This window comes from Geobacillus sp. 46C-IIa (assembly GCF_014679505.1).
GTDB lineage: Bacteria > Bacillota > Bacilli > Bacillales > Anoxybacillaceae > Geobacillus.
Window position 1 is genome coordinate 2,058,268 of the sequence record NZ_CP061474.1, and the last position, 23,153, is coordinate 2,081,420.

Consider the following 23,153-nt stretch of genomic DNA (forward strand, 5'->3'; position numbering starts at 1 on the left):
AATCACCCCCTTTTTTTCTGCGCTTCAACATATCGCTTAATGGTTTCGCTTGATACATTTCCTGCTGTACTCACAAAAAATGAGCGTGTCCATAAACTTGGCAAGTGAGCAAGATGCTTAAACTCTTGCCTTAAGATTCGAGAGGTCACTCCTTTCACTTTCGCCATAATTGCTGAAGGAGAATCCGTTGGAAGACAGTTGAGAAACAAATGACAATGATCCGGCATTACTTCCATTGCAAGGATACGCCAATCATTTTCTTTACAAATTTGTTGAACAAGCTGCTTGAATCGAATTTCAACTTCACCAACCAGCACTTTTCTTCGATAACGCGGACAAAAAACAAAATGATAATTGATGAGAGAAACGATCGTTTTGGTGCATCTGTACTGTTCCATACTTCAATTGTATCAGTTTGATTATTAAACTGCAACAAAATAGACGTTTCATCCCACCTCTAAAGAAGTGGGCTTTCACGTCTATTTTTTTGTAAAAACATAGCGATCATCACCGAAGGCTTCATCCTCTCGCGCTTGCCAGGTGGGGATGAAGCCGTATGTTTGTCAAGATTCGGGCACATACATTTTCTGCAGCGGCAGCAACGCTCTCGCCTCATTTGGCATGTTCTCGTACCAATGGACAATCAAGTTGACCAATTCTTCTAAATCAATCAGTTTAACGGAATTATGTTTGGCGACTGCCTCTGCTTGGGAAGTAAAACCGCCTGTTGAAACGAACAGGCAATTGGCATCAATCGGGTTGGCCCCAAGAAGCTGCTGGATTTCCGGAGCCGAGGCGGCACTTTTGCGATGCTTCACTTGCACCTTAATCATTGGTTTTTCAAAGCCAAATGCGTCCTTATAGGCCAACACATCCACACCGCCATCGGGGCCTTTCGGGCTGACTTGCACGTTGTACCCCATCGCTTGAAGCAAGCCTGCCACTAAATCTTGCATTTGCCACGGATCAAGCTTGTCAACTTTGTCTTGGATCATCATCAACGCTTTTCCAACAAGGTCTTCGACGATTTCTCCCGTTTCCCCCTCTTCAGGTTGAGATTTTGGGAATGATTGACTGATTAAACGCTGCTCGATTTCATCGCCCCATTCGTCAACTCGAAAAACCGTTAGCGTCGAACCTAAACTGTTCTTCGCTCCGTCTGACAACGAGTCCCTTGGAACTGTGGCATTTTCCCATTTTACACGGATGATGTTCGGATAATAGGAATACCCGATGTCGGGATCATAGCGATGCTCTTCTGTCACGGTTCCAACAATGTACTCCCTTTTCTCCTTCGAATATGTAATCACACGATCACCTTTTTTGATTTCATGGGCAAAACGCCATACTTGGTTCACCCAACTGGTTCTCGATTTTGGTTTCGCCTCGGCAAACACTTCATCCGCCTTTCGCTGCAGCCGTTCTTTCGACCGAAAGTTCTTCGGATTGCCCAATCTCGCCCAACCGATCGATGCGATTCCCTTTTCCAGCCAAAGTGGGATCAGTTCATTGCGATCGCCGGCGCGGATCATCCACCATTTTGACATTCGGGTTCCTCCTTTTTGCAAAAAGAAATCGCTCCGCCTGTAAAACAACCATTTTTCTAAAAACGAGAGCTCAAAAGACGAGCAGATAGCCCCCCGCTATATGCCAATACGTTTCAGATAAACAAAAAAAAACGAAAAAACCGCCTAGAATCCCCCCCTTCATCGGTGTCCTCGGTCTATTACAAACTGCTTAATCGATTTCGTTCAATTTTGATCGTATGATCCTTCCCATCCAATACATCTGCACGTTTGCTTCCGTAGAGGCGAAGCTTGGGAGAGCCTTTCACCGCTTTTATGGAGAGCCGCGGAATTCCCCGAACTTGCTGTCTTTGAAGGTCCACGCACTCAAGAAACTCATTCCAACAGACAATGGCAATCACTTGATTGGAGTCACTCGGCAGTTTCTGTGCACAGACAAACGCAAAAATGATTTCTCTTTCCTTGCTGTTTTCCAGATAAATCTTGCTAATTTCGGCAATCTCACTGTCGCTGAATACAAACGACCAAGTGAAATCTTTGGAGCCGGATGGAGTCGTGCTGTATTTCGTATAAATGATGTAGCTCGCTTTATTCGTTGTGACTTCATAAATTTGACGGTTGTCATTTTCCTTTTCAAACAGCGCCGGCGCCAGCCCGCCGTTGACCAACGCAGAAAGAAGCGCTCCATAATAGTAGTCTGCTTTGCGAATCGTTGCCACCCGTTTCCCCTCCCTTTGTCATAGATAAAAAGACTTCTTCCATTTGATTGTATCAATTTTTGCAAAACATTTCCGTCGAACTTTGTCGACCGATCAAAAATACAAAAAGAGCGGTGCGTGCCGCTCTCTTTCTTAAAATGATGTCAGTCTCGCTGGCTTTCCAATTCATTTCGTTTTTGGTTAGCCTTCCTGATCAGTAAACGGGGGCAAAGAAACTCTACGCGCTTTCCTAGATTGCAAGAGCTGTACAACATTTCCCGTCCATTTTGTATCTTTCCCTAGCTTTCCCTTTCTCTAAGTGTGCCATACATTGGCGCCCTGTTGCTGCTTGGGAATGTGCTCTTGGATGTCTCAAAGATTTTGCATTCAATCGGGCTGCTAAGACAAAACAGAAGCCTGCTCGGCTTCTGTTTTGTCCCCACCTTCAACGGCTTAAGGCCCGTAACATAAACCGCTCGACATCATTCTCCGGTCCGATGAAATCCACATTGATGTTAGTCTAGATTATAGACACAACGAATAGAGAAATGTATAGTAAATCTATCAATCATAAGGAGTGTCTATAATGACAAGACGTTTTGATAAAGAATTCAAAATACATGCAGTAAAATTAGTGGTCGAGGAAGGAAAAGTGGTCTCTCAAACCGCAAGACAACTCGATATTTCGCCAAAAACTCTTCATAAATGGGTCGCAGATTATAAAAAAGATGCCGAACATAGTTTTGTAGGAAGTGGAAACCTCAAACCAGAAGATCAAGAAAAGCGCGAACTCCAAAAACGCATCCGTGACCTTGAGGAGGAAAACGCTATTTTAAAAAAGGCCATGAGCATCTTCGCCAAAAACCAGAAGTAATTTATACATTCATTCATACGCATAGAAAGGAGTTTCGCGTGGCGAAGATGTGTGAAGTCTTAGGCGTTTCAAGAAGTGGATACTATGCTTGGATCAAACGGCCGGAGAGCCAACAAAAGAAAAGACAGGAAGCGTTGAAAAAGCAAATCAAAAAGATTCATATCAATTCAAGAGAAACATATGGCAGTCCAAAAATCACAAAAATCCTTCAGAAACAAGGAGTCGAGGTATCTCAAAAAACGGTCGCCAGAATCATGAAAGATGGGAACATTCGTTCAAAAACAAAGAAAAAATACAAGGCAACCACGAACTCGAAGCATCATTGGCCTGTGTACCCCAACTTATTGAATCAGCAGTTTGAAGTGAATGAGCCGAATCAAGCATGGGTGGCGGATATCACGTATATTTGGACGAAAGAAGGCTGGCTGTATTTCGCATCCATCATGGATTTGTTTTCTCGTAAAATTGTAGGATGGCATCTTTCCGAGCGTATGACAAAGGAGTTAGTGATCAAAGCATTCCAACGAGCCATCCATCGGCGAAATCCTCAACCTGGTCTGATTCACCATTCGGATCAAGGGAGCCAGTATGCATCGAATGAATACCAAGCCATGTTGAGGCAATACGGAATCCAGACGAGCATGAGTCGAAAGGGAAACTGTTATGACAACGCATGTGCGGAATCGTTTCACAGCATCCTGAAAAAGGAACTCATTTTCCACGAAACCTTTACGACAAGGAAAGAAGCGAAACAACGGATTTTTGAATACATTGAGTGTTTTTATAATGCCGAGCGAATTCATTCCGCTAATGAGTACGTGTCTCCGATGGCGTATGAGAAGATGCATCAGCAAGGCAAAAAGCAGTGAACTCTTCTCTCCACAAAGTCACGATATAAGGGGCATCTTTCCTCTTGAGAAGGGGAAGGGTTTACCAAACCGTTCTCCTTCTCAAGAGGCCACCAAACGAAGTGCGGTAGTAGGGTTTTAAAATTTTTCTCGATTTTACGTGTCTGTTTTCTTGACATAATACCACATCCGTTCCGATGGCTTGGAAGTGTTTGCGGGCAAATGCCTTTTCATCTCATTCACAATGTCTGACCGCCAAGGCTGGAACTCGCTGTTTAGCGTACTCAATTTCATTTAGAAAATAGTAGGCCGAAGCATTCACTGCACTTAAGTGCTGCCCATGTCTGCAGTACATCCAACGAAACGAGCCTTCTCCCCCTGCCTCAGAGTGTGTTTTTTACAGCCTCCTAGCGATCACAAATATATAAAAATAGTTGTCCCAACTCCTCTTCCCCTAACTCTTGAATTAGGATGCCCAACTCCCTATAGAATGAAGGATAGATGCTGCGAATACTTTCGATTTCATATTGCAACGCTTCTTCAGAGGGTGTTGATTGGATTCCCATTAGTAATTGCCGTTGCTTCTCAGCAAGGTACCCTTTTTCATTCATAAACATTAGTACATTTTTGATTTGTTGAATAAATAACGGAGAGTTCTCCGTCCATTCATCAATTCGTTTCCGCCAATCTCCATTTTGCACGCTGGAGTTTTTAGGTGAATTTTCTTCAAACAGCTGTTTTAACGCATAATATAAATTTCTCGCTTCTCCTTCCGAAAGGGTGACTCCCCTTCCCATTTTCGTATATGAAGAATCCCAATCTCTAATATCATACTTTGGGGGATATCCGTTCCAACTCACAAGATTTAACTCTTTATTCCATCCTTTGGGCGAACTAGACAACGTCGCAATTCGTTTTTTGATTTCAAACTGAATCGTTGCCAAAAAAACCTCTCCCCTACTTAGAATATATACTTGAATCAAAGCCAAAGGCATCGTAATCTTCTTTGCGGAAATTTCTTACAAAAGGACAAATACTTCTAAAGTTGCGGCCAGTATACATCAACTGCACTTCTTGTTTTGCACGAGTGATTGCGACATAAAGAACTTTCTTTTCATCATTGAGTATAGCTTCAAAATCTGCCTTGTAGGCGTCACTATTTTTATTGTCACCGGCTCGTTTATCCAACTCTTCAATCCTCTTTTTATTCGGATAATGATCACGGTCAAAATGAATCAAAAATACATAATCAAACTCAAGCCCTTTGACACCATATGCATCCGTAAAAAAAAGCGGCTTTTTTTGTTTGTTCAAATCAAATTTTCTTCCATATTGGGATGTGGTGATGACATCAAAGTGTTTCTTTAATTCCATAAGAACTGGACATCGATAGATGGCATATACATCCGCATCATGGCGGTGGATGACGGCAATCGTCGCATCCGGGTCGTTTTTCTGAATAGCTTTTACTTGGTTCACTAGATGACAAACCAGTTCTTTCGAGCTCGGGAAAAAGTAGATCGATGGTTTTTTTCCTTCTCTCACAAACCGTTGGTCATCCAAACGGTCATTTTCTGCATCAATGAACTCCAAACTACTTGCCAGTTTCATGATTTGTTTTGTTGATCGGTAGTTTGTTCGCAAGTTTCTCGTTTTCCTCCCCTCAATATGCAATCCTAAATCCCGATAAGAGAACGGGCTTCGCTTGTAAATACGTTGCTTCGGATCGCCGGAGACAACAATTGATTTTTGAGCCAATCCGACCAAGGCCTTTAATTGCATCGCCTGCAAATCCTGAACTTCATCAACAAAAATATAGTCGTACTTCAATGAATCGGGAATATCCTCAAAATATTTCAGTAGCAACAAAGCATAATCTTCCAAATCTAAATGATCGTGAAACTTTTTTTGTAACATTTTCTCATATTCCTTACACAAATAGAAAATCGTTCGGCGCTGCTCTTTGGTCAACCGCGGGATATTCCCCCTTCCTGCCCGTTCACAATGATAATACAATTCCTCCGTGACAAAACCGTTCGCTTTCATCCAAAGAATTTCATCCATTAGAAACGTACCCGCATGAGTTTTGTAAAGTTTTTGTTCCATTGGCAGCTTTTTGTATTCTTCACTTTCCATAAAAGTATCTACAAGTGCTATCGTACGGCGTGTAATGGCGCCCTCATAGCGCCGCAAGTTTTCAAGGTTGATCCGCAAAAACTCTGCATTGGGAAAACCAATTTCCCTTAAAATCCTCGCCGCCATATAGTGAAAAGTTTCCATATGCAAGGTATGTTTGTCTTTGATCTCATGAAACTTGCCCGACTGCTCAATTCGTTTTCTGGCATCTTCAACAAGCGTCGTATTAAACGAACAATATAAAATGCGCTTCGGTTCATTTTCTTGTTCCATGACTTTTAGTAACTTATAAATTAATGTCAGACTTTTACCAGTGCCCGCCGAACCGTTGATCAACATTTGGTCTTCGTCTTGCTGGACAACGGAAATTTGTTCGGGGCTTAGCGTAATATTAGGCAACAGACCGTGGGCATCAAAGTAATTTTGCCAAGTTCGCGCTGATCGTCTCGCAAAGTCTAGACGTTTCTTATGGAGACCAGCTGTCGTTTGCATCGATGACATACTCACCGTCCTTACAAACATGCAGAAATGGACACATGCGGCAATGTTGTCCGCTTCTTGCTTGGATTTCCTTGGTTTGAACACTTGCAAGAAATTCCTTTATATGCTCGTCAATTCGGAAGGTGTCATGGTCATATTGATATTTCGCTTTCCAATTTTTTGTGACCATATATTTGCTTCCTAAACGTTGAAGCCGCTTCATTGCCTTTGGATAATAAATATTTTGATATGATTTATACGTTCTTAGGCTGGAGGGATAGGTTGTATCCAACAAGTTTTGCTTGTGCGCGTTTGTCCACTGCGGAAATAAAGGGAATATGGTCTCCCGCACCAACGCCTCTCCATCCCCTTGTTCAGCAAGAAGTTTGCCGATGATCGCAAAAGCTTGTTGCTGGTGAAAATCGTTTTCGTAAATCGGATGATGTTCAACAAACGCATTGAAAAAGAATTTTCGCTGACAAAAATCGCTGTCCAGCCATAGCAAATCGGGAATAGCCTGTAACGGTTCTTTCGGTATCTCCTCTTGGACAACGGTCTCTTCTTCCCATTCCCACTTCTCGGATTGCTCCTCTGCAACCTCCTCCATTGGCCCATATAATTCCTGTAAGATAGTGAAATAAATGCTAGGTCCATCATGATCGTACAAATCTTTAATATAGCTAAAAGTAATTTGTCCCTTGCTATACGCCAGAAGATGATAAATGGAATATAGGGCAGTATTTCTCGTAACATTTCGTGAGTAATAATCAACTATAAGTGCATTTATCCGCATGATTCGATTTGCAGCAACAAATGAACAGCGAATGCATTCCTTCAACCAGCTATGCGTCAACAAGTGTGGCATTTCAGATTGTTTCCAAGGAAACGTTTGCAATGATAAGCCTGTTACGTGAATGTTATGTGCAATCAACGTTTTGCCAACCAACTGGTCAATGTTTACAATTTGTGGACTGTCTTGATCATCGTCTTCCATATTTTCCTTTGTACCTAAGTGCAATGCAAGAAACTGGTATAATTCTTCCATCGTAAACTCCCAGTCAGCAGGAACCGAAACAGAAAATAACTTTTCCATCTTTTGTTTAGCACTAGGTTCCCACTGGCTGCTTACAGCCACATAGATGTCATTCAGTTGTTTAATATACACCCTGACATTTCTCTTTTCCCTTTCCTCCAATAGCAGACGGTTCACTTTTCGAGCTAAATCTTTCGTGCATTCAGCTAACTGCTTGACAGTGATTTCGTATCGAGACTGATGCACGTATGGAAAACAGCGGAACGGGTTGCTTAAATAACGCTTCAATCGATGACGACCCGCCTGCTCCTTCGCAGTTTCATCAAATACGCGGCTGACTTCTTGGAGATCAACAAGCGCTTGCAGGCGTTCCATGATATCTTGAAAACTTTTCACGCCGTCCATATAACTGCGTAAATCAATCAGCAATGTCGATGCTTGCATACCGTTTACATGGCCGGACTGCACCCACCCTGACGTCATCATATTGACGTAATCGTCATAAGTTAAGAAAATCCCTTCGCTTGTTTTTCGGCAGTTTTGCAAAGACAAGAAAAATTGTCCATAGCGGCTGGCGTAAAAATGATCGTTTCTGGTACAATTTGTGTATATGTTTAAATCTTTTTCATATTTAGCGACTACTTCATTATGGTTTTTTACAATCGGATGTTTTTGCAAATACTCTTTAAAGTCCGTTGGATGATCAAAGATGAAAAAACGAACGTGACGCAATGAATCTTCCTGCTCCGGAAAACGCTCATCCAAATATCGGGCAAATTTGACGCCTCGGCGCGGCTGGGAACTCTCAACGCATTCCCAACTGCTATACTCACTCCCGCTCACCCGTTCATAAATTTCACGCCATGTTTGATACACATTTAGAGCATTGGAATTGAATGGAATATAAAATATGACATGCAATCCTATTTGTTGCAATTGATAAAACATCATCATCCGCACAGCATCAATGTAATCGAAGTGGTGAATGCATACAGTATGAATGTCAGTATCGATATTCAATTTCTCCGCGATTTTTTTCTTGGTCAGATGGGCTCGCTCTTGCCGATAGCTGACGACGATAGGGTCATTTCCAAGTTGCTCGAACATGCCGATGAGAAATTTTTGTTCTTCCTTCAGCTGCATGCTAGGAAAATCAAACAAACGCGTCATCCCCATCTCGATTAAAAAACGGAGAGATAAATAAAAATCGCGAACCTTCTTCTCTAAATAGTTTATCGATTCCTCCGAGGCATGTTGATGAATATATTGGCGTATCATCGACCGCAAATAGATTTCAGTATGGGGATGATTCCAATTAGGAAACAGTTTCCTTACAAACGAATGATATGCCAGTACTTGGTTTTTCGGTGCCCCAGTGGCACCTCTCAAATAATGTGCCAAAGCAGTACTTTGCGTAAGATGGATTTCACCTTGGCAGATTCTGAACTGTTCGTAAAAATGTGTTGTGTGCTGGTAGTACTTGACTCTAAACAACCAACATCTCCCCGCTTTCTAACAAGTCGCTCCAACACTGGGGTTGATATGGATTCATTTGAGAAGAGCTGTTTACATAAACGGCCTTTCTCGCCCGCGTCAACGCTACGTACAGCAATCGGACTTCTTCACCGATCATTTCTTTCTTTTCTAAACCGGCATATTCATTGTAATAACTATTTTTAAATTCCATATCACCCCAATCAATGCTGTACCCCAGTTTCCACTGCGCTTGGCCGGAAATTAAGATTACATCCGTTTTCCCTTGCTTCATAAACGGATGGCGCGTCAATGGCATGAGTACGTAGTCAAACTCCAATCCCTTTGCCTTGTGGACGGTCATCACTTTGATCCGGTGATTGACATCGCTCGTTACTTTTCGTTCATTCTCCGAGGTGTCTGTTGCCATTTTTATTGATAAAAATTTCTCCAGATCATAGAAAGAAGCATGAAAATCGCCAAATTCCCTTGTGATGAAAAAAATGAGGCGTTCCAAGTTCATTTTGTATTCCTTCATTTTCGCAATGGCTTCCTTCCGTTGCATCTCCACATCTCCATCAGGAAACCGGGATCTCAACTGGTTATAGTAGCGAAGGCGGAAGACTTCATACGGCCGAACTTCGTCGATGATGTTTTGCAACACGGTGATGGCTGATGACATATTCCATTGGCATTCCCATCGTTCCATATTGTCAAATGTCTGCAATCGATCAAGAATAAAAGGCGTTTCCGGCGTATAAGCCGATAACACTTTGGCAATGGTCAGTTCATTCTCCCCATAGGAGCTTTGGTGAAAGAGATAACGATCCTTCGGAACATACGGGTGGGTAAACCTCCGGATCAATAAATAAAACTCCCTCACTGGTAATGAACGGTAAAAAGTTCCTGACACAGCCGCTTCACAAAAGAACCCCATATTCTCAATTCTATCTACCATTTCCATCACTTCACGGTTTGAGCGGACTAAGACGGCAACATCTTCGCGATACAAACGGCGAAGCAAATATTTTAGAGTGGCATCATCCATGTCTAACGCAACTAATCCTTCTTCGCAGCTTTCCTCTCGCGAAGGGATCAGCTTGTCCGTATCATCAAATGGAAATTTTTCAACGATTTTTGTCCATTTCTGAAATAAGACGTTCAATTGTGTTAATAATGTCGGTGCTGATCGGTAATTTTTTTGCAACGAATACTCTTTGTACACTTGATTCGCTGTTTCCAGCTGTTGTCGCAATTGAAGAAATGCCGTATAGTCCGCGCCCCGGAACCGATAAATGCTTTGCTTCACATCTCCAACCGCAAACAACTGACAACCATACTTCTCTGCCAACCAACTGATGAATGCTGCCTGTGATTCATCCGTATCCTGGAATTCATCGACAAACAAATAACGGATCGACAGCCGGAGCTGATCGGAAGAAAGATTCTTGAGTGATGCTAAACGGCTGATTAAATCACTAATTTCCAACGTTTCCTCCGTCTTTTTCTGTTCATCAAGCTCCCGAATAACATGTTTGATGACATAATCGGCAAACTCATGAAATCCATGGCTGTCTGCCCCGAAATGGAGCTGCCCAATCGCTTCAACAGAGACCGATTTGTTATGCAAATGCTCGATCATGGCGATAAAAGAACGAATGATTTGATAGTGAGGAATGTGTCGAAAACGTTCGTATATCTCTGGGTATTCAACTGAGAACTGGTCAATATACTTTTCGATCAGTCGTCTCCGATCATGTTTGTAACTCCTTACCTCCATCGAACGCGAAAACCCTAACGTTTGCCCTTCCGTGACGAGAAACTCCCTAGCAAACGAGTGAATGGTGCCGATAAACATCCATCCTGCTTCTTCCATCCACTCTAAATATTTTTTATCCTTCGTTACATCGTAATAGTTTTTTAGCTTTTCTAACAACTTCGAACGCATATTGGTAGCAGCTTCGTTCGTGAACGTGATCATGACAACCGAACGTAAATCGAGATCCCCTTGCATATGCTTGAGAAACATGATCCGGTTGATCATCGTCGTCGTTTTTCCCGTGCCTGCTCCAGCCTTCACAATATAATGCCCGCGGTCATGGGCATGTTCGAGTTCATACTGCCCTTTATTAAAAGTGCTGTTTTGATTAAGATAATCCAATAATTGAGAGTCATTGACTTTGCCATCTTCAATCACTGCCCATGCTTGTTCCCATTCTGGTGCATAGCGAACAACGGAAACTTGGAGCAATTCTTTGTTATGTGCTTCATGCAAAATCGGATCTTCTAATAGTTCTTGCGGATCATCAAACGTAAGCAAATACACTTTGCTGCCGCTTTGGATATACTGCCGAAGTTCACTTGCTCGTATTTGCTGAATATCAGACGAAAACAGCAGGACGGAATATTTGGACTCATTCATGGGTATACACTCCTAATATTTGCACAAAGTAACTCATACCCCTATTTTATACTAAAATAGCGGTTTAGTTACAGAATTTATATGCATAGTGTACCTGTTCTTAACAATAGATAGACGAATCAATCGCCCCTCAGTTCCCCCTGATACATGAAGAAACGAGAGGCGACTAAAACAAATAAAATTTTTCCCCAAAAGAACTAGTTTTCAAAAGCTCAATGCCAGAAGGAAAATATTGCAAAAAAACCTTAATGATTGTTTATACTGAAATCTATACCTGTACGAGCCAGTCGCATAACTCAATAGACTTATTTATTGCATTATCACGCATTCATTGGCCAGTCTTTATATTGTTGTTCGGCTTGTTCCATGAATTTATTTGTTAAGAATTGTAATTGTTGCCCCGTAATTTTCTCTTTCATGAGCACTTGCTTGACGGCTAATTTCACTTTAGCGTAAACATCTCGACGGTGAGGACTTGTCCAGTCTACGGCTAATTGTTTCTTTAAGGCTTTAACCACCTTATGAATTAAACTAGCAAGAAACTCGTTTGAGAACGCTTCCTGCTCCATAGCAGTGATCGCTTTGTAAAATTCAATTTCTTCCTCTGACAGTCCTAAGTCGTGTCGCTTGCGTATTTCTTCTTCCATTTCTTTGCGCATGTTAATCATAACCCTGACCACATCGGCAGCCTGAATAACACGACTATGATAATCCCTTAACGTTTTCTCTAGAAGTTCGCTTAACGCCTTTGACTGTGGGCTTCCTTGGCTAAATGTCACTTTGATTTGGTCCTCTAAAAGTTTTTTCAGCAACTTTAAACGCAAGTCTACATGCTCTTTTTTTGTTAAATCTGCCAAGAACGCATCGTCCAATATGCTGATATCTGGGCGTTCAATTCCTGCTATTTGGAAAATGTCAACGGTTTCTTTCACTAATAGACTATTCTCAATAAGTTCTGATAATCGCTCTTCTAATGTTTTATTTTCACTCGGTTTTTCAATTGGTGGCCGCAAATGTTTGCGAAGTTGTGCTTTCATCATGAAATAGAGCATAACTTCATCTGCAAGTTCAAGTACTTCCGGCTGATGCTTCACCAACTGATATGATTTTTCTAGTTTGGTGGCTGCTTGGATATATTCCTCGGGATCTCGGTTTAAAAGAAGGTTAACAAGATCTGCAATGAAGTCTTCGCGCTCTATCTTTGGTTTTGCCCGCCAGTTTTGCACATCAATCTCGCTTGGAATAAATCCTCTTACTGTCTTCAGATGATCCATGAAGATATTAACGGCCTCTGAAATATCATAAGCAGGACTTCCCGTGCCGCCACTTTGTGTATATTTATGAGTTGCTTCTTTCAGAGAAGTGGCGATACCAATATAATCAACGACGACGCCGCCTTCTTTTCCCGGAAACACGCGGTTTACACGGGCAATGGCCTGCATCAGGTTGTGTCCCTTCATCGGCTTGTCGATATAAAGATAAGAAAGCGGTTTGGCGTCCATTCCTGTTAGCCACATATCGACGACAATGACAAATTTCAAAGGATCTTCTGGATCACGAAGTTTGGCTTTCACTTCTTCTTGCTCTTTTTTCGATTTAATATGCGCATATTTGCTTCCCGGCTGAACCTCTCGCCACTCTTTAGGATCCTTTGATACATCCCCTGTCATAATCACTTCAACAGGAGGGCATTCTGGAATCTCTCTTAGATAATTATACAAATCAACCGCAATTCGCCGGCTCATACAGACAATCATTGCTTTTTGAAACGGATTGGCGACTTGGTTAAAATGTGATACGATATCTTTGGCTAAACGACGGAGCCGTTTTGGAGTACCCACAACTTTTTCCAGAGCGGCCCATTTTCTTTTGTAATTCTCTGACTCTTCATCATCTCCCCCAGCCTCTATGATAATTTCCTTGTATTTTTCATCAATGTCGTCAGCCGATAAATCAAGCGGGATTAAGCGACTTTCATAGTAGATTGGCAACGTCGCTTTATCTGCCACCGCCTGAGCCATATCATAACGATGGATAATATGTCCAAAAATCTCCTCCGTATTGTTATCAACAAAATCGACTGGAGTTCCTGTAAATCCAATATGGGAAGCATTCGGCAAAGCATAACGCAATTGAGCAGCAAATCCACCTGCAAAACCGGCTTGGGTGCGGTGTGCTTCATCAGCAATCACAACAATGTTTCGTCTTTCCGATAAAACCGGATGCTTAGTTTCTCCTTCTTTCTTACGGAATTTTTCAATCGTAGAGAAAATGATTTGTCCGGCTTCCCCTCTCAGCAACGTTCTTAACTGTTCTGTATCTTCTGCATGCTCCACATGGCCGATGTATGATTTTCCTTGCACAAACGTCTCATACAACTGTTCGTCTAAGTCATTACGGTCCACTTGAATGACAATTGATGGATTTTCCATTTCCGGATGGCGAGACAAAATTCCTGCGAAAAATAGCATGCTTAGTGATTTACCCGACCCCGTTGTATGATACATAACCCCGATTTTTCTGTCTCCGTCAGGTCGCGTCGCACGGATCGCTTCATTGACAGCGAAGTTCACACCGAAAAACTGGTGATATTTCGCGCCAACTTTTGTAATTTTACTACCTTCCTCCAAAAAGACAATGAAATTACGAATATAATTTAGTAGACGTTCTTTCGGGAATAATCCTTCAATCAGTGTGCGCATCGTATTGGCACGGTTGTGATCGACATTTCGTCCATCAATCGATTTCCATGAAGCAAAGAAATCGTAATCGGCAAACGGCATCCCATGCTTCGTTTCCACGTTATCGGAAATGACAACAAAAGCGTTGTAGTTAAATAATTGCGAGATATCATACGTATAGTTTTGAATTTGGGTATATGCATCATAAACAGTCGCTTGCTCGTTGTTTGGATTTTTTAACTCAAATACAATCAGCGGTAAACCATTAATATATATAACGATATCTGGCCGGCGGGACATGCGCCCTTCAATCGGCAATTGATTGACCACTAAAAAGTCATTGTTCTCCGGATGTTCCCAATCGATCGGGAAGACATGAGGCGTGTACGTTTCATCGTTTACCTCATAAGAAAATTCAAGCCCTTTCGTCAACATTTGGTGAAAATGCATATTCCGATTAATCAGTTTTACCCCGTCTGGCGCCGTTAAAATTTGAGCAAGCCTTTTGATTTCTTGTTCCGGTATAGCTGGATAAGCCTTCTTTAAGAAGGCTTCCAACCGACCGTAAAGAACTACCTCGTGAAGACTGTCTCGCTCTCCACGCTGAAACAATTCCTGCGCATGAAGATAGTCATAGCCTAACCGCTTTAAACGCTCAACCGTCGTCTCTTCAAAATCCGTTTCACCTAGAGGTCTCGTCGCCATGCTGCTTGCACCTCCTAGTCGAATATAAGTCTATTAAAGCACTTCTTCTACTTGCTTTTCGGCTTGAGATACATCAATTTCACCGGATAAAAGGCGGGGAAGGAGATAGTCCCTTAAATTTATTAAATAACGATTTTCCTGTTCATTAGTTCGAATTAATTCAAATAACTCTAATAACTTGGGCTGGATAATATTTAAGGCCTTTTCGGTTGGAACTATTATTGGTAAATCTCTAATAATTTGCTGATTAATATTCTGTTGCGCTCCTCCATTAGCCAGACCTACTATCTTTGTACGGTTAAATAACAAATATAGATATGCTAAAACATAACTAAATGATTGATTTTTCTCAATAACAGCACAACATGCTTGATTGGTACTAGATGGTTCAGAAAGAATACCTAACTTTCCAACAGTTGCACCATACATTGCAATAATTACTGTATTTTTAGGGAAGACTTTGGCTGAAGAGTTTTCTAATCCTAACTCTGTTATTTTCTCTTCCGTTTCAAATATAAAATTATCATTAAGTTCCTTTGTTTTTAGCCAGTTGATCGTCCCGTCCTGATAATATTCCGTTTTTCTTCTACTAGGTGTTCCTCCTGAAGAGGTGTCATATAAATCTCCCAATTTCTTAGCCTTCCATCCCTTTGGAATCACCCCTAATTCCGACTCCGCAAACTCCCCATCTTGAAACGGTCCAAAATCAACAAACCAATGCTTGTAAAGCGTCATTGCCATTTCTTCGAGGGTTTTGTTCATCTCTACATTGAGTTCTATTTTCTTATCAATACCACCTAGAATGGATGAAATTCTTTTTTGCGTTTCAAGATCAGGTATCGAAATTATTTGGTCCTCAAATTGTTGTTTATCTACCCTCTGTCGCCCCGATGTACCTACCATCAACCTTTCAGCATTTTCACGAAATGACTTGTTAGTCACAAGATAATACACAAAGTCTGTATCTGTGATACCCTCTTTACCACGTAATACGATAAACTCGGTTGAACCAAAACCTTTCCCATTTTTAAGGTTTTTCACCTGTGCAATCTTGCCATTCTCAAGGCAGGGTGTTATTCGCGCAAAAAGTGTATCACCATTCTCAAATTTTGCTCCGCCAGACTTAAATTCTCTTTCTTCCTTTGCTTCTACTGGTTTATAAAAAGGTTGAATAACATCCATACTTACAAACGGATATATTTCACCCTTTATAAGTTTTACGGTAGGGTTTACCTCGACTAAGTCCCTTAATTTTCCTTCAATCCATTTACTCACATCAATTCCTCCAAGTCCATCTTAATCTTCTCTTGAAGGCGATTCGATTCTTCAAACTGCTCTAAAAGACGCTGTGTCAATTCAGCCATTTTTTCTTCAAATGGTATATCGTCTTCATCTGATACTTCTGTTCCAACATAAATGCCCGGTGTCAATTTGTAGTCATTTGCCTGTACTTCTTCAATTGTTGCAACTTTACAGAATCCAACAACATCTTCGTATCCTTCAGCACCTTCGTATTTGTAGGCACGATAAACGGCTGCGATTTTATCAATTTCTTCTTTAGATAGCGCTTTTTGCTTGCGGCTGACGAGTGTCCCCATTTTGCGGGCATCGATAAACAAAATTTCATTTTTTCTTGCCCGATAGCCGTTTTTGCCATCACGGTTTTTGCTTAAAAAGAATAAACAACATGGAATGCCTGTGGTAAAGAACAGTTTTTCAGGCAATTGAACAATGCAGTCAATATACCCCTCATCTACTAATTTTTGACGAACTTCTTTCTCCTCTTTCACATTCGTTGTCATCGCTCCATTGGCCATCACAAACCCTGCGGTACCCGTATCGTTTAAATGGTACAGAAAATGCTGTATCCACATATAGTTCGCATTGCTGTTTGTGACTGGTCCGATTAAGCGAGGGTCTTTTTTCGATAAACGGTCTGCTCCCCAGTCTTTTTGGTTAAACGGCGGATTGGCAATCACGTAATCGGCCTTTAAATCAGGGAACTGATCGTTTAACAGCGAATCACCCAAGCGAATTTCTGCATTGATGCCATGCAACAAAACGTTCATTTTTCCAAGACGTACGGTCGTTACGACATTTTCTTGCCCGTAAAACGAAAGAGCGTGTTTGTTTGGCGCATATTCTTCACTCTGTATAAACATCCCGCCGCTGCCGCACGCTGGATCAAACACAATCCCGCTTTTCGGCTCCAGCATGGCAACAAGCAATTTAACGATACTTGACGGTGTAAAGAATTCTCCACCTCTGTTGCCTTCAGAAGCAGCAAAAGAACTAATAAAATACTCATATGTACGGCCCAATATATCTACACTGTCATCCGTATTGGCACTAAATACATCACGAGAAAAAATTTCGATTAATCCCGCCACGTTTTCAGGCGGTAAGTTCGAACCTTGGTAAATTCGCGGCAATATGCCTTCCAGTTCTGGGTTTTCCTCTTCAAGACGTTTCATCGCATTATCAAGAATCTCTTTAATATTTGGCTGCTTAGCGTTTTTCATAATATAAGACCAACTTGCTTCTTCAGGCACGACAAAGACGTTTTCCGCCTTATACTGATCCGGGTCGGTGATGATGACTTGACGCATTTCATCATCTTCTGTATACCAATCGCTGCTTGGATCTTTTACAATTTGTTCTAGTTCTTTTCGACGCTGTTCGTACTTGTTAGAAAGATAGCGCAAAAAGATTAACGGAAGAACATAATGTTTATAATCAGCAGGAGCCACACTCCCACGCATTTTATTGGCTGCTTCAAATAAATCCTTTTGAAAATCGATGTCTGCTTTTACAGTCATATTATGCCCCCCTGTTGGTTCTCTTTTGAAAACATAAAGAGCAAACGACTTGAAATTATCGGATGCTCTAAAGTGTTTCAACTTTTTATTATATAGCATAATCTTACTCCTTAGAAACAGCAGAGCAATGCTTTAACTTCTTGCTAGCATACGGTCAAAAATTGTACACATATTTGGTTACGGGTTCAGGTCTATTTTACTAAAACAACTTGCGGAATGTTGTTGAAATTTGTCGAAACAGAGATGGATCATCATAGACCCGACTTGCTAATGGGGCAGGAGGACGAAGCCCCTGTTTTGGGTCATAACTGTATGATCATCCATCGTTCACCCCTCCCCCATCATCCCCACCACTTCGCGAAACACGGCCGACGGTTGTTTGCGGAGCAGTTCAGCGGCGACCGTTTTTCGCTTCGTGCCGTTGACGATTGTGAGCAGACCGTTTTCAAGGCGGATGAGCAAGTTTTTGACGCGGTACGCGGTGATCTTGGACGCCTGATCCAAGTAGCGGGCGTCAAGGTCGAAGCGGACGCGGTCGGACAGTCGCCGCAGCAAGCGCCAAAGGGCGATTTCCTCGCTTGATTTCATGAATAGCTCGGGCAGTTCTTTTGCTTGCTTGATGGTATGGAGCGTCGTCATCGCATAGACGGCGATGCCGTAGCCGACCGGGCGGATGACGTCACTAAGAAACTGCCAGCGCTCAACTTCGAAGCGAATGTATTCCTCATCGCTTCGTTTCGGCAGTTCGGCGATGGCCGAGCGTTTGACGATGTTCACGGCAGCAATTTTGCCGAGGCATGTGACCCCGTTTTGCGGAGCGGCTCCCCGCCGCGGATACAAGGCGATGTAACGGGCGTCTTGCCACCCTTTTTTCAGCCGTTTCACCGGGATGTGGTAAAAGCGATGCTTCACGTAGGCTTCGTAATGCCGCGCGCTTGGCACCATGCCGACAAGCACGTATTCATCAAAAGCCGACCGCCATTCTTCAATGATCCCTTGCGGCAAAATGCCTTCGTTTTGCAGTTCTTCGGGATTCTTTTCAATCAGCCGCTCGATGAACTGCTCGACCAGGCGAGTGGCGTTCGGCAAAAACGGCAAACCGCCGATGTTGACGTCGTTGATGCTTTTGTACAGCGGGTGCGCTTGATAGCTGTCCTCGTCATGCCACGGGAACAGCACATAGGCGCCAAAGGCGGTGCGCTCGTATGGGCCGCTGCGGCGGGCGACAAGCGAATCGCGGTAGCGGTGCATCGTGTTGATGTCGTCTTCCATCGGGCCCGGCATTCCGTACCGTTTTTCGTATGAGCTGCCCGAAATGGCGAAGTCCAGGCGGTATTTGGCGTCGAAAATGTAGTTGAACGTATAGTCTTTTCCCTTCTTTTCAATCGCTAGCACTGTGTCAGGAAGCTGCGGAACGGTCGGCAGCCTTCCTTCGTACGGCTGATACGTCAGCGTGATTCGCTCGCCGGTGTATGGGTGTTCGTACACCCGTTTGGCGGAACGGTTTCTTTCAAGATTGACGAACAGTCCGGCGCGGTTGACTTGGATGATATTTTGGCTGATGAGTGTGTATTTTTTCCTGAGCAGCTGCCCGAGCTTCAGAAACGTCCAATACTCGTACAACGTGGCGACATCTTTGACGGACATTTGGTACAGCTTCCCTTGCAAGGCAAGGCCGCGGGTGAGGATGAGAAACAGCTGATAGGCGTCGCGGTATCCTGGCGCCATTTGCAAGACGAGGCTCGTCACCGAACGGTCAAGCCGCCCGATCGACCGCCAAAAGGAGTGATGAAGCCGCGTTTCGAGCGCGCGGATTATCGATTGGATGCGCCCAAGCAAATCCGGATCCGGTTCCGTTTCGTACCGTTTTTGTTTCCCTTGCACGTGTTCGAATAAATCGCGCAGCTTCTCGACAAGGCGCGTCATCATCCATTTGACGAACCGGTTTTCGAGCGTGTCATACGTCAGCTCCTTTTTCGCTTTGAGCCCCGATTGCGGCATGACGGAACGCTCTCCGATGTCGATGCCGCGCTTGACGTCACGGAACACGTGCGGCCGCTTGCGCAAATCGTTTCTTCCTGCCGCATCCAAACGGCCGAGCTGGTCGCCGCGCACCCTCACATGGACAGTTGACAGTTGATGATGCGGCTGCCGCTCGATGTGGCGAATGGCGCGCAAAAAATCGCCGATATGCGCGTCCATGAGACGGAAAAATTCGCTTCTTGACGGCGTACCGCTGCGTTTCGCTTTCGCCCGCTGGTACGTGCGCTTGATGAAGTGAAACGCCAGGTTGTAAATTTCTTCGCTCACTTCGTCAAGAAGAAGCTGGTAGTCTTGTTTATACGTCAGCTTCGTCGGAAACACTTCGATCGTCACGTCCAACACAGAGCGGTTGGCGTCACGGATTTCGAACGTCGACAACCCGACTTCGTTCGGGAAGTGAAGATTGCCCATCAACACCGCCTGTCCGCCGATGTCAACAAGGCTGACGGCGTTCCGCAACGCTGGCGACTCATGGTAAAAAGAGAACGTCCGGTCCGTTTTCGGAACAACGAGCAGCTGATAGACACCGTTTTCAAAGAAAATCGGTCGGTGGCCGCCCACCCAGTCGACGAGCGCCCCGGCGTCAACGTCAAATAGTTTGACGTTGAGCACATCTTCACCGCTCACAAAAAACTCCATTGGTTCGTGAAAGTCAAGGCGGCGGTACTGCTTGAGCCCTTCGTATTGCTCATGGTATGGCTTTCCTTTGATCACTAAGGTGAGCTGCTTCGTTTCGATATAGACGAGCTCGCGGTCGTCACGCCCCGAGCCAGAACGAAGTGAAACCATCGTCTTCCAACCTCCGCAACATGTGCCAGATTTTCTCCGCACTTTTTGGATAGCGGGCGTACGATACATCAAGCGCGCCGCCGTAATCCCCGTCCGGTTCGAAGCCGGCGCAAAGGATAAACAGCTGATTGAGCGCCCGCTCCAGCCGCGCATCGCTTCCTGAGAGGCGCGGCAAAATTTTTTGCATGAGGCAATAGTCGAACGCCTTGTCCAATTCCATCAGCTTTCCTTCTTCGTTATACGCAAGGTAGAAGCAAATTTCGTCGCGGACGCGGTAGCCAATGTGCGCCCCGAGCGGCTCAAGGATGCGGTTGATTTCCACGAGCTGTTTGGTTACGTCTTCTATAAGCTTTGGATAGTCGGCATATACATCTTTTAAATGCAAATACCGGGCCGCGAACCATTCTTGCCCAATGGACAACGGCGCGACGGTCGGCAAGTCGCGCAAAAAATCGAGATGGTCGAGGCGAACGCGGTTGAACTCGATCGTGTTCGCGCGGTCGAGCACTTTTTTACTGAAGGGATGAGTCGTTTCGTCCATGTTGACGGTGCCGATGATATAGACGTTTGGCGGGAGAAAGAAATCACGCCCCGCCGTTTCTTTCGAAAGCAGCCGCGATGAGATAATGCGGCCATTTTCCCAACGGCGGCTTTCCATGACGCTTAAGACATCGCTGAAGTAGTGCTCGACGCGGGCGAGGTTCATTTCATCCAGCACAACGAAATATGGCTTGTCCGGATGGTTCTCGGCTTCAGTGACGACATTGGCGAGCGGCCCAGGCTTGAAATCGCCTTTAATGTCGACATAGCCAAGCAAGTCAGAGCCATCGTTCCAGTCTGGGCGGACGGGAATAAAGGTAAAGCGGCCGTTGTCTTCCGTCGCGCCGACGCTCTCAGCGAACCATTGAACCATTTTCGTTTTTCCGGTTCCAGAAATGCCGGATAGGATGACAAACGGTTTTGTTTTTAACGATAGAAAGAGGTTAGTCACTTCTTCTTTCGTATAGTAAAACCCTTTGGCGGATATGTATGAGTGAATATGCTCAACCGCCTCCCGATAGGAAAGGGCCTGCTCGGGCAGTGCCGCCGGCTTCGTTCGCTCCACATACTGACGGTAATAGCCGATCATCATCTCCAAATCGCGCGCGAGTTGTTCATCGGATGGCAGATCATCAAACGAATAGACGATATACGCCGCCACCGACCGTTCGTAGTCTTTCGCCCGTTTGTTTTCGCCGAGACGGATGTCATCATCCGTCCGCACGCGTTCTCCGGCAGGAATGAGCTGGTGGATGTCCCGCTTCACTCGCTCCATTTCATCTCTCGGCGTTTCTGTCACTCCTTGGGCGAGCGTCAAATAGAGCCGACACATATCCTCGCTGAACAAGTAGACGATATAATAGCCGCGCTGCGTAGAATCCGTCACTTTCTGGTCCATCACCGCCACCCACGGCACATCGGTCCACACCCCTTGACCGACTGAACCTTTGACGATATATCGGTCAGACTCAACAAATGGCAGTGCCTTTATTTTTTCCGGAATCGCTTTTGTCATCAGTTGAAACGCCCGCCGCTCTTTTGACAGTTTTTCGCGTTTTTCTTGTTCGTAAATGGCCATCACTTGGCGGAAAAGATCGCGCAATGACATCGGAAACGTCTCCTTTTCGCACATTTTCCTTTCTTCTTTTCTACTTTCCTTCTATTCTACTAAAAATGCGGCCGTCCCCACCAGGGGGAAAGCCGCTTTGTGCATCAAGGCACAGAACGCCGCTGCTTTTCACTTGCCAACGATGCTCCTTTTGCGCTCGTTCGAACAAGGCGAGCGATTGCATTCCCTAAGGATTGGTTATCCTATCGAAGGTCCCCGATCTCTCCAGCGCAAGAGGACAGGGAACCAAGAAATGCGGAACAAAAAAACAGCTTGAGATACAGCATTCATTTCTCAAACCGCTTGTTTGCTATTCAGCTTCGAGGGCGTCACCCTTTGTTCGGTGCACAGTGCCGTGCGGGTGCTGAGAAAGCTGGGCGGCCGCTTTTGATGACTGGCTGCTGCGCGAGTCAGCCGCCCGCAGTGAGGATGTATTCCATTATGAAGAAAAAGCGCCCTACGCCAAACAGGCCGTACCAACGCCCGAACACCTCGCGCCATACTGGATCGCCTATGGCGCAGGCGATCGCAGCGGGGCACCGCGCGTCTTGTTCCGCGACTACCAGTACGGCAGCTTAAGCCTCATGGCCGTATCCTTTTAACGAAGCGGCCCGGCCTTGCTTGAACCATGCAGGGCGGGCCGTTGCTTACCGGCCAACATCGAAAAGGCTGGTGATTTCGTGCACCATCGTGCTGCCCCCAGACATTTCCAATGACACCTTGCGGAAACAGCTTTCTTTCCGTGAAAATAATCGTCTGCGAGCAGTGATTTTCATGCCGAGGTGGGAAGGACCCATTCCTCATGGGTGCTTTCTGTGAAACGAACACGTCGGTGAGCAGTGATTTTATCGGGAGCAACATTTTCTCATGAATGTTTTTGGCGAAATACCTCCGACGGGCCGGTGACGGCTGTTTTTTACCGGTCTTCTAATGCGAAGGAAAACTTGTCGATTCCTTGATGATGTGCTACTCTATCCA

General features: G+C 44.3%; 12 protein-coding genes and 2 pseudogenes. 2 read left to right on the top strand and 12 right to left on the bottom strand.

The window, feature by feature from the left end; genetic code table 11:
* Nucleotides 1-2: 2 nt before the first annotated feature.
* The 3 genes from tnpA to IC803_RS10215 all read right to left on the bottom strand — a co-directional run bounded on the left by tnpA (nt 3) and on the right by IC803_RS10215 (nt 2,245).
* Nucleotides 3-398: an IS200/IS605 family transposase gene (gene tnpA / locus IC803_RS10205; RefSeq protein WP_190304195.1), complete on the bottom strand. Its 396-nt coding sequence runs from the start codon at nt 396-398 to the stop codon at nt 3-5.
* Between the two features lie 165 nt (nt 399-563).
* Complete coding sequence (locus tag IC803_RS10210; RefSeq protein WP_081211426.1) at nt 564-1,547, bottom strand: restriction endonuclease; 984 nt, start codon at nt 1,545-1,547, stop codon at nt 564-566.
* Between the two features lie 179 nt (nt 1,548-1,726).
* Nucleotides 1,727-2,245 (bottom strand): hypothetical protein, encoded by a 519-nt coding sequence (locus tag IC803_RS10215; RefSeq protein WP_081211428.1) that lies wholly within the window; start codon nt 2,243-2,245, stop codon nt 1,727-1,729.
* A gap of 565 nt (nt 2,246-2,810) precedes the next feature.
* On the opposite strand from IC803_RS10215, the gene IC803_RS10220 reads away from it, so the two are divergent.
* Nucleotides 2,811-3,967, top strand: a protein-coding gene (locus IC803_RS10220) for an IS3 family transposase (protein ID WP_255508572.1) whose coding sequence is annotated in 2 segments (ribosomal slippage) — nt 2,811-3,066 and nt 3,066-3,967 — 1,158 coding nt in all. Because the reading frame shifts where the segments join, the coding sequence is not laid out codon by codon here.
* Nucleotides 3,968-4,671: 704 nt separating this feature from the next.
* Here the strand turns inward: IC803_RS10220 and IC803_RS18195 are convergent.
* The 9 genes and pseudogenes from IC803_RS18195 to IC803_RS10265 all read right to left on the bottom strand — a co-directional run.
* A pseudogene (locus tag IC803_RS18195) lies at nt 4,672-4,890 on the bottom strand (YdbC family protein); the annotation flags it as partial.
* 13 nt (nt 4,891-4,903) lie between these two features.
* Complete coding sequence (locus tag IC803_RS10230; protein WP_223811958.1) at nt 4,904-6,583, bottom strand: ATP-dependent helicase; 1,680 nt, start codon at nt 6,581-6,583, stop codon at nt 4,904-4,906.
* Nucleotides 6,549-9,089 carry a hypothetical protein gene (locus IC803_RS10235; RefSeq protein ID WP_223811959.1) on the bottom strand — a complete coding sequence of 847 codons (2,541 nt, stop codon included), beginning with the start codon at nt 9,087-9,089 and terminating at the stop codon, nt 6,549-6,551. Before IC803_RS10235 ends, IC803_RS10230 begins: the two co-directional genes overlap by 35 nt.
* Nucleotides 9,082-11,490: a UvrD-helicase domain-containing protein gene (locus IC803_RS10240; RefSeq protein WP_081207015.1), complete on the bottom strand. Its 2,409-nt coding sequence runs from the start codon at nt 11,488-11,490 to the stop codon at nt 9,082-9,084. Before IC803_RS10240 ends, IC803_RS10235 begins: the two co-directional genes overlap by 8 nt.
* Before the next feature lie 320 nt (nt 11,491-11,810).
* Nucleotides 11,811-14,876: a type I restriction endonuclease subunit R gene (locus IC803_RS10245; protein ID WP_081207014.1), complete on the bottom strand. Its 3,066-nt coding sequence runs from the start codon at nt 14,874-14,876 to the stop codon at nt 11,811-11,813.
* A 33-nt stretch (nt 14,877-14,909) separates the two neighbouring features.
* A complete protein-coding gene (locus IC803_RS10250) occupies nt 14,910-16,151 on the bottom strand; it encodes a restriction endonuclease subunit S (RefSeq protein WP_081207013.1) in 1,242 nt (413 codons plus the stop codon).
* Nucleotides 16,148-17,695, bottom strand: a complete 1,548-nt coding sequence (locus tag IC803_RS10255) for a type I restriction-modification system subunit M (RefSeq protein ID WP_081207012.1) — start codon at nt 17,693-17,695, stop codon at nt 16,148-16,150. The genes IC803_RS10250 and IC803_RS10255 overlap by 4 nt, the downstream gene beginning before the upstream one ends.
* Nucleotides 17,696-18,022: 327 nt before the next feature.
* A complete protein-coding gene (locus tag IC803_RS10260; RefSeq protein WP_081207011.1) occupies nt 18,023-20,527 on the bottom strand; it encodes a restriction endonuclease-like protein in 2,505 nt (834 codons plus the stop codon).
* Nucleotides 20,496-22,175 carry an MrcB family domain-containing protein gene (locus IC803_RS10265; RefSeq protein ID WP_081207010.1) on the bottom strand — a complete coding sequence of 560 codons (1,680 nt, stop codon included), beginning with the start codon at nt 22,173-22,175 and terminating at the stop codon, nt 20,496-20,498. Before IC803_RS10265 ends, IC803_RS10260 begins: the two co-directional genes overlap by 32 nt.
* 368 nt (nt 22,176-22,543) lie before the next feature.
* On the opposite strand from IC803_RS10265, the pseudogene IC803_RS18200 reads away from it, so the two are divergent.
* Nucleotides 22,544-22,777 (top strand): annotated as a pseudogene (locus IC803_RS18200) (dioxygenase); the annotation flags it as partial.
* Nucleotides 22,778-23,153: the final 376 nt, after the last annotated feature.

Excerpts from the sequence above, each read along its gene's own strand:
- tnpA (WP_190304195.1), bottom strand. The coding sequence starts at position 398 with ATGGAACAGTACAGATGCACCAAAACGATCGTTTCTCTCATCAATTAT.
- IC803_RS10210 (WP_081211426.1), bottom strand. The coding sequence starts at position 1,547 with ATGTCAAAATGGTGGATGATCCGCGCCGGCGATCGCAATGAACTGATC.
- IC803_RS10230 (WP_223811958.1), bottom strand. The coding sequence starts at position 6,583 with ATGTCATCGATGCAAACGACAGCTGGTCTCCATAAGAAACGTCTAGAC.
- IC803_RS10240 (WP_081207015.1), bottom strand. The coding sequence starts at position 11,490 with ATGAATGAGTCCAAATATTCCGTCCTGCTGTTTTCGTCTGATATTCAG.
- IC803_RS10245 (WP_081207014.1), bottom strand. The coding sequence starts at position 14,876 with ATGGCGACGAGACCTCTAGGTGAAACGGATTTTGAAGAGACGACGGTT.
- IC803_RS10255 (WP_081207012.1), bottom strand. The coding sequence starts at position 17,695 with ATGACTGTAAAAGCAGACATCGATTTTCAAAAGGATTTATTTGAAGCA.
- IC803_RS10260 (WP_081207011.1), bottom strand. The coding sequence starts at position 20,527 with ATGGTTTCACTTCGTTCTGGCTCGGGGCGTGACGACCGCGAGCTCGTC.
- IC803_RS10265 (WP_081207010.1), bottom strand. The coding sequence starts at position 22,175 with ATGTCATTGCGCGATCTTTTCCGCCAAGTGATGGCCATTTACGAACAA.